Origin of the sequence: uncultured Clostridium sp. (genome assembly GCF_934754915.1) — a bacterium.
Classification (GTDB): Bacteria; Bacillota; Clostridia; order Clostridiales; family Clostridiaceae; genus Clostridium.
Genome location: NZ_CAKVKB010000140.1, coordinates 1 through 8,320 on the forward strand (window position 1 = coordinate 1; position 8,320 = coordinate 8,320).

An 8,320-nucleotide genomic window follows, 5' to 3' on the forward strand; every position below is an offset into this window, starting at 1 on the left:
GGTTATAACGTTGCACGAGCCTAGGAAAGTTCCTTTTTCAATGCTATTCATTAAATAAGTTAGAAAGTTATCCGTTTTTGGAGAATACTGAAAGGAGTAATAAAATATGGACGGAAAATCAAAGAATAGGAAAAGAAGAAAATATGCAGTTGAGAAATTAGACCCAGAGATTAAGGAGAAAGTAGATGGAATGATTAGAAATAACTCTACATATAACGATATTGTGGAATATATAAAAAGCACGGGTAATAGTGTTTCAAAATCAGCAATACAGAGATATGCAAGTAACCTAATCCAGACGTTGCAAACTTTAAGGATAATAAACGAAAACTTTAGAGCCATAACCGAGGAAACTGAAATATATAATAATATAGACTTTGGAGAGCCTTTATTAAGAATACTTTCAAATCAGTTATTAGGAAATATGGGACAACTTCCAGAAAGTCAAAGTATGGATATAAATGAAATTACTAGAAACGCCGTGGCACTTACTAGAGCAATCGCATATAAGAAAAAAATAGACTTACAGAATAAAAGCACGTTAGAAAATGGCTTAGAACAGTTTGAAAGTATGATATTTGAGGCATTAAAAGACGAAAAGCCACAATTATATAGAGAATTAAAGAAGTATCTTGACGAAAAATTTAGAGGTATTCAAAATGAAGAAACCAATCCCAATAAATAAGGATTTCTTTTCTATGGGTATGACTGAAAGAGAAAGGCACTTTATAGCCTTAGTTAGAACATATTCAAAAACAAGTATAGAATTAGGTGAAATTGTAGGAATAATAAAACGTTATGTTTTGGAGAGTTTCCAAACTGATATAAATAAATTAGTTAAGTTAATAATAGAGGATAGAAACCATGGAAAATAAAATTATTATGCTTAAAAATAGGGATTTCAATAAATCGGATTTAACTAGTAATGAAGTAGAGGCATTGGGCTTATTTAAACGTTTGGATTATAGAACACAATTGAAATATATAGGAGAACTTAAATATAGAATATTTCTTAAAAGTAGGTGTAATGAATGGAAAATAAAATAGTAATGGTAGAAAAGAAAGAATTAAATATACATACCTTAACTAATGATGAAATAGAGCTATTAGCATGGTTTAGACTTTTAGATGAAAGAAATCAACTAAAAGCAATAGGAAAAATTGAACATATGGTAAAAGATAAATTTTCCAATTGTGTATGCAATACTACCATTCAAATAGCTATAACAAAAACTAATATATAGCCTCTAGGGTGTGGAGTATCTGGAGAGCATAAAAATATAACTCATATCATAGAGGATAAGCCCAATAAAAGCATTTCTTTTTCAATAGAAATAATTAAGTTAATTGCCCATCACAACGGCAATCAATAAATGAGGTGTTTGTATATGGATAATGAACAGGAATATCTTTCAATTATTAATCAACAAGTAGGAGTTATAAATAGACTTTCAAAGCTCCTAGAGGGTGAAGACATTTCAAACTTTGGTAGAAATATTCAAATGTTCGATATTGATAAACTGAATAATTATAAAAAGAGAGAATTTATATTATATATGCGTGATAGTGGATTATCCTATAACACTATTGATACATATTCACGTCAATGTGGTATCTTTTTCAAGGAGTTCAAGAAAATAGACCATACCACATTAAGAGCGTTTGAGGATAGCTTGAGGCATTGCAATCCACGAACATATAACGCAAAGATTACAGCGATTTCTAAGTATTGCAAGTTTGCAAATTTTAAGTATGATTTTAAGCATATCAAAGTACAAACAAGAAATTTTTGTGATAATGCTATTAATGAAGAACAGTACCAACGATTTATAGAATATGCAGAAAGATATAATATAAATGCGTGGAAAATTGCTAAAATCATAGCTAATACAGGTGTTAGAGTATCGGAATTAGTTAATTTAAAAGTAGAAGATTTAAAACATGGTTATGTAGATATTATAAGTAAGGCTAATAAATCAAGGCGTATATATTTCCCTACAAGTCTAGTGCAAGAGCTACAAATATATTGTAATGATGGTACATATCTAATAGAAAATTACAAAGGGAATAAAATAACTACTAGAGGGATACACAATATATTGAAAAAGGTAGGGGAAAAAGCAGAGTTACCTCTAAATGTAGTATATCCACATTCTTTTAGGCATTTTTTTGCTAAAATGTTTTTAAAATCAAACAATGATATAGCCTTATTGGGCGATTTATTGGGACATAGTGACTTAAAGACAACTTCCATATATACCAGAATGACAACAGAAGAACAAAAGACTAAGATTAATAAAGTGGTTAATTGGTAGGAGGAAATTATTTTCTTTTCCATTGTGATGGGCGACCATGAAGTTATTTTCTTATTGGTGGTTACTCTGGATATAATAAAAAAAGTGGTTCTCATATTTGACATTATGAGAACCATTCAATAAAATATGTTTTTTTATCCATATTTTTATTGACTTATTTATTTGAATAGTGTATAATAAATATGGGAGAAAACCAATATTATAAAGGCGGTTAATAATGTTTACAATTGAATACTACGAAAAAGAAGATGGTTCTTTACCTGCTGAGGATTATATACTATCAGTTAAAGATAAAAAATTAAAAGCTAAAATATTTCATGATTTAGAAATATTGGAACTAGAGGGAAATCAGTTAAGAAGACCAACTTCGAGCCATTTAGAAGATGGAATATTTGAATTAAGAACTATTCAAAGTAATAACATAGCAAGAGTATTATACTTTTTCTATATTGATAAGAAAATAATTCTAACTAATGGATTTACTAAGAAAACGCAGAAAACTCCAAGAAAAGAAATAGATTTAGCTAAAAAGTATCGTGATGATTATTTAACAAGGTTTAAGGGGTGATTTTATGAGTAAGAATTTTAGAGAAACTTTAAACGAGCAATTACAAGCAGACCAAGAGTTTAGAAAAGAATATGAGAACTTAAATCCACAATATAACGTTATTAAGGCTTTAATATATGCTAGAAAGTCTAAAAATCTAACCCAAAAGGGATTATCTGAACTTACTGGAATTAATCAAGCTGATATCAGTAAGATTGAAAGAGGCAATGTAAGTCCAAATCTTAGAACATTACAACGTATTGCAACAGCTATGAATATGGATTTAAGAATTGAGTTTGTACAAAAGTAAAAGATACTCCAGAGGAATATTAATCCTTTGGAGTATTTCTTTTTTTGTTAAATATAAAATATATTATCTTAAAAATTTCGTTAAACTTCAAAATATATCGTGGATAAAAATTCCAATTAAGTCTTTTTTAACCCTATTTTTTAGGTCAAAAAAATACAATTTTTCTAAAAACTAACTTTAAAAAAAATCTCCAAAATAGAGGATACTAAAACCCCACGTATCTATGAGGATTGAAAACGACTAAAAATATGAAAAAGACAAAATAAGAGAAAAGGGAAAAAAATGCCCCTAAAAAAATTTCGCTAAACGCGTATTTAACGCAATATTTTCAAAAAAATTCTCTCCAGATTTTTTCAGCGTACCCCAGTACGCAAAGAAAAAACTACGGGGCTACATTTTGATGATACTACTTTGATTATAACAAAAACAAGCAATTTTTAGGATTTAACGAAATTTTTAAGAGTGTTCTTATTCACCCTTGATTATTCGATAAATCCCACCAATTGCCCGAGTTTTCACACAATAAAATCGTTATTATTCGGCTTTACCCATAAAGTCCAATTTTTTTATGGAAATTAAAAGGCTTTAAAATTTTTAAAATAGTAGTTTCGGAAATTTAAGCAAATACTAATTTTATGGGTTTAAAGTGTTCTAAAAACTTTTAAAAAGTATTTTAGAAATAAAATTTAATAAGAAATTAATTGCCAATTATTTATAATATTTTCCACTTATTAGGTGATTTTTATTGTATAAAAATTGGCTTTTCAGCTATATTAATACTATATTTGTGCATAATTATTTCCTTGCATTTCCAAGCCTTTAAAAAGCGTTTAAAGACCTTTTAAAAGGCTTTTAAAAGCCTTTTAAAAAATTCAAAAAAATATGCAATGACATAATATCCAAACTTTTTCTTATGTCATTGACAACACTTTAAAGTAATGCTATAATAATAAATGTAATCTTGATTATATGAAAAAGCCCCAACCGTTTGGCGACGGTCAAGGCTTTGGAAATATAAATTAAAACACTCCAGTGTTAAGGGAAGTTTGGCGACAACCCAAAACACTTTAAAGCAAGTCTTTAAAAGGCATAGACAAGCAATAAATTTTATAGAGTGTTTACGGCTTACTACCGTGAGAGTATAAGCATATAGCTTATATCTATATTATATCATGTTGGTGGTATGTTGTCAATGACGGCACAAATTTAACTATTTGGATATCCTAAAAAATGACAAAAGGTCGGAAACACATATATTAAACCTCTAGGGTGTAATATATCTAATGAATTTATAGCCTCTATGCGTTGTATCTTGCAACACATAGGGGCTTTTTTGGTAGTGTTAGCAAGGTTACAACATTCTTTCTATTTTATCCTTTTCCCTATATTCTCTATGTTGAAGCATAGAGAACACAAGGGGTTTTAATCTTACCTTAGTGGAATGTAAATCTAGAGTGTAATATCTAGGGATTAGTATAGTTCTAAGTTTTAATCTTACCTTAGTGGAATGTAAATACACGTTTAGCAAACCAAACGCATAGAGGCTATAAGTTCTAATCTTACCTTAGTGGAATAAATTAATTTGAAAGGAGTAGAGCATATGACTGGACAAGAATTAAAAGTTGAAATTGTCAAAAACAATGTGGAATGTTGGCGAGTAGCTCAGGCAATGGGCGTGTCAACAGAATGGCTTACAAGAACTTTTAGGCTTAAAGCCATTCCAAATGATAGACTAACACGAGTATTAAAGGCATTGCCTCAAGCAATAGCAAATAAAAAAGAATTTGAAAAACAATATCCACAAAAGAAAAAGAAACCTACGCAGAATGGAGGACATTAATATGAATGATAGTATTATAGAAAATTTATACGAAATTTGGGCAGAACTCAACGACGAGAAAGAGCCTAAAGAAATGCTTGACATGGTTGAGGGACTATCCAACGACTTCGCCAAACAAGGCGATAACAAAAAGGCTAATGAAGTATACTGTGTGATGGGAAACTATCAACGCTATGGATTTATAAATGGTTTCAAGTATGCTATGAAACTTATAGAAGAATTGAAATAATATGGCAACTGTAAAAGATTACCTAAATGGTAATTTTTGAAAACTTAAAAGTGCTTTTAAACGAACTTATAAAATTTTACTCCAACTACTGAATTGAGTAGAATAATAATAAAAACTCCTTGAAAATTGCAAAAGCCCTCCAACAACGCAATTAGGAGAGCTTTAAGAACAAGCAAAAAACTATATTATGTTTATAGTATATCATATTTTTTGCTTGTTTGTCAATTAAATTCAAGAAAAAAGGAATGATTTTTTATGAACAATGCAAAAGACTATCTTAAAAGTAAATTAGAGGATTATTTATCTTCTATGGGCATAAATACTACTAAACCAAAATTTAATTGTTTAATATGTGGTAGTAGTGATGGAGCTAACTTCGTGCCAAATTCTAACCGAACTAAATGGAAGTGTTTTAGTGGAAACCATAAAGGCAAAACCACAGGGGATATATTCGAGTATGTACAACAACTTGAGGGAATAGACTTTAAAACGGCATTTACAAGGCTTAAAGCTATGTACAATATAAGTGATGATTACAATACACACTCTGGAACTATTGCAAATAATAAACAGACTTCCAACGCTGATGAAACACCAATGCAAGAAAAAAATTTCATAGAAAATGAAATCAAACTTTGTGTTGGAGCTTGTGAACACACCATAGGATTTAGTGACTACTTAACTAAACGAGGCATTTCCCCAGAGGTTCAACGCCGTTTCAATATTGGATATTTTGGCGAATGGTTGCACCCTAAAACTAAATGGAAATATTTTGGAAAAATAAAAAGAGAGTGGCTCACTCCAAGAATAATAATACCCACTTCGGAATGTAGCTATTTAGCAAGAATAACAACACCAGAACCACCTAAAAAACTTCCAAATGGTAAACCAAATCCAGAATACAAGTATTTTGTAAAGGCTTACAAAGTAGGAAACGTTCATATATTCAATAGCGAGGCTTTAATTAATAATGAGGGATATTGCTATATTTTTGAGGGTGAAATAGACTGTTTATCAGCTATTCAACTAGGTTTTAATGCTGTTGGATTAGGTTCAACCTCAATGATTGATAAACTATTCCAAGAATATAAAATCAATCCTAATAATGTGCTTATAATCGCTTTAGATAATGATGATGGAGGCAAAAAAGCCACACAAAAATTAATAACTCTCTGCCGAGTGAATAAGATACCATATTATGTTGCAAATACTAATATGTTATTCAATAATGCTAAGGATTGCAATGAGGCTTTAATTAATAATAAAAATGCCCTTAAAACATCATTAGAACAGTGCAAAAAAGAAGCCTTAAAGATTGATAAACAAGCCTATTTAAAAGAATTGGAACAAGAGCAAACCCAGAGCAACCAACAAAATAATAACATAGTCGCCCATCACAACGGCAACGGAAATAATTCCACTTCTAGTGCTATTCCTGATTGGTATAATCTTTTAAGAATATCTCAAAAAGGTAATATAATATCAAGCCTACATAATATAAAAATCATATTACAAAATGATAGCACATACAAAGGGAAAATAGAATACAATGAATTGACTAATATGAGAACATTTAACCGTGCTGATTGGGAAGACGTTCATGAAAGTATGATTAAATTATATCTTGAGGAACAATATAATTTATGTGTTTCAATCGAAAATATAAACCATGTTTGTAATATTATAGAATATAACAATAGGTATCACCCTATACGAGAACATTTAAACCGATTGAAATGGGACGGTATTCCAAGAGTAAATACAGTCTTTTCCGATTTCCTAGGGGCGAAAAATAATATATATACTCAAAAAGTTGCCTCTATTACTTTCATTGGAGCAGTTGCAAGAATATTTCAACCTGGAATAAAATATGATACTTGCACAGTGTTTGTAGGTCGCCAAGGATTAGGAAAATCCAAATTTATTAGTAAACTTGCAATCAATCAAGATTGGTTTACCGATGGAGTAACTACATTTGATGGTAAAGAGTTCTACGAAAGTATACAAGGCAAATGGCTTATAGAATTGGGAGAGGGTACGGCATTCCAAAAATCGATTAAAGAACGTTCTAAACAAGCTATTGCAAGTCAACAAGATAGTTATAGAAAGCCTTATGCAAGAAATCCAATCACATTAAAACGTCAATGTATCTTTTTGGGGACTACTAATAACTATGATTTTTTAAAAGATGAAACAGGCGACCGCCGATATTATCCAATTGATGTAGACCGCCGAAATGCTACTAAAAATATTGATACAGAATTAACACCCGAATATGTCAATCAACTATGGGCAGAGGCTTTGGAACGTTATAAACAAGGTGAGGAAATATATATAACTGACGGGAACATATTAGCAATAGCAGAGCAAGAACAAAGAAACCACTTTGATGAAAGCCCATTACAAAGTGATATATATAATTTTCTTGATATTCTTTTGCCACCACCACAAGAATGGTATAGTATGACTTTAGACCAAAGAAAAAGATATATACAAGCCGTACAGAGTGGAGAAGATACCTCTAAGAGTTTAGGACGTACTGGTGTTTACAGACGTGACCGTGTATCAGTTAAAGAAATTATGTGCGAATTATACGGCTACGAATTGAACCAACCTATTGAAAGAAAAATCAGCCTTGATATTAGTAGGAGTTTAACTGCTTTGGGGTGGCATAAAACTGGTAAAGCGTTAAGGGTTCAACCCTATGGTTGCCAAAAAATGTATAGTAAAGATTAATATAGTTATAGTGCAACCAAAATTATTATTATTTGGTTGCACTATTTTAAACGTATCTATGTTGTTTTTTAACATAGTGCAACCAATGCAACCAATTTTCCTATTAAATTAGGGGGGGGTGAAATTCAGTAATATATTTGCTTAATAAGGTATTATATAATTGCCACTTATTTTTATTATATTTTTTGGTTGCAATATGTGATCAATATATTTAAACAACACAAATATGAATTTTATTTCCGCAACCAAACCGCAACCAAACCGCAACCAAACCGCAACCAAATATTTTTTAGTTGCACTTACTTCTAAAGAAGACACCTCTATGGATTAATCTATTCTATGC

At 30.4% G+C, this 8,320-nt stretch carries 9 protein-coding genes; all 9 read left to right on the plus strand.

Going from position 1 to position 8,320, the window contains the following annotated elements; translation table 11 throughout:
- Positions 1-106: 106 nt before the first annotated feature.
- The 9 genes from Q0F58_RS15480 (at position 107) to Q0F58_RS15520 (ending at position 7,977) form a co-directional block, all read left to right on the plus strand.
- Positions 107-685, plus strand: coding sequence for a phage protein Gp27 family protein (locus tag Q0F58_RS15480; protein WP_294378520.1), 579 nt, complete (start codon positions 107-109; stop codon positions 683-685).
- Positions 660-875, plus strand: coding sequence for a hypothetical protein (locus tag Q0F58_RS15485; protein WP_294378523.1), 216 nt, complete (start codon positions 660-662; stop codon positions 873-875). Before Q0F58_RS15480 ends, Q0F58_RS15485 begins: the two co-directional genes overlap by 26 nt.
- 156 nt (positions 876-1,031) lie before the next feature.
- Positions 1,032-1,244: a hypothetical protein gene (locus Q0F58_RS15490; protein ID WP_294378527.1), complete on the plus strand. Its 213-nt coding sequence runs from the start codon at positions 1,032-1,034 to the stop codon at positions 1,242-1,244.
- A 144-nt stretch (positions 1,245-1,388) separates the two neighbouring features.
- The gene (locus Q0F58_RS15495) at positions 1,389-2,315 is read left to right on the plus strand and encodes a tyrosine-type recombinase/integrase (RefSeq protein ID WP_294378530.1); all 927 of its coding nucleotides are present in this window, start codon (positions 1,389-1,391) and stop codon (positions 2,313-2,315) included.
- A gap of 217 nt (positions 2,316-2,532) precedes the next feature.
- Positions 2,533-2,883 carry a type II toxin-antitoxin system RelE/ParE family toxin gene (locus tag Q0F58_RS15500; protein ID WP_294378534.1) on the plus strand — a complete coding sequence of 117 codons (351 nt, stop codon included), beginning with the start codon at positions 2,533-2,535 and terminating at the stop codon, positions 2,881-2,883.
- Positions 2,884-2,887: 4 nt separating this feature from the next.
- Entirely contained in the window at positions 2,888-3,172 is a 285-nt protein-coding gene (locus tag Q0F58_RS15505) for a helix-turn-helix domain-containing protein (RefSeq protein WP_294378537.1), read from the plus strand.
- A gap of 1,600 nt (positions 3,173-4,772) precedes the next feature.
- Complete coding sequence (locus tag Q0F58_RS15510) at positions 4,773-5,012, plus strand: hypothetical protein (RefSeq protein WP_294378540.1); 240 nt, start codon at positions 4,773-4,775, stop codon at positions 5,010-5,012.
- A 1-nt stretch (position 5,013) separates the two neighbouring features.
- Positions 5,014-5,241: a hypothetical protein gene (locus Q0F58_RS15515; protein WP_294378542.1), complete on the plus strand. Its 228-nt coding sequence runs from the start codon at positions 5,014-5,016 to the stop codon at positions 5,239-5,241.
- Positions 5,242-5,496: 255 nt separating this feature from the next.
- Positions 5,497-7,977, plus strand: a complete 2,481-nt coding sequence (locus tag Q0F58_RS15520; protein ID WP_294378547.1) for a VapE domain-containing protein — start codon at positions 5,497-5,499, stop codon at positions 7,975-7,977.
- Positions 7,978-8,320: the final 343 nt, after the last annotated feature.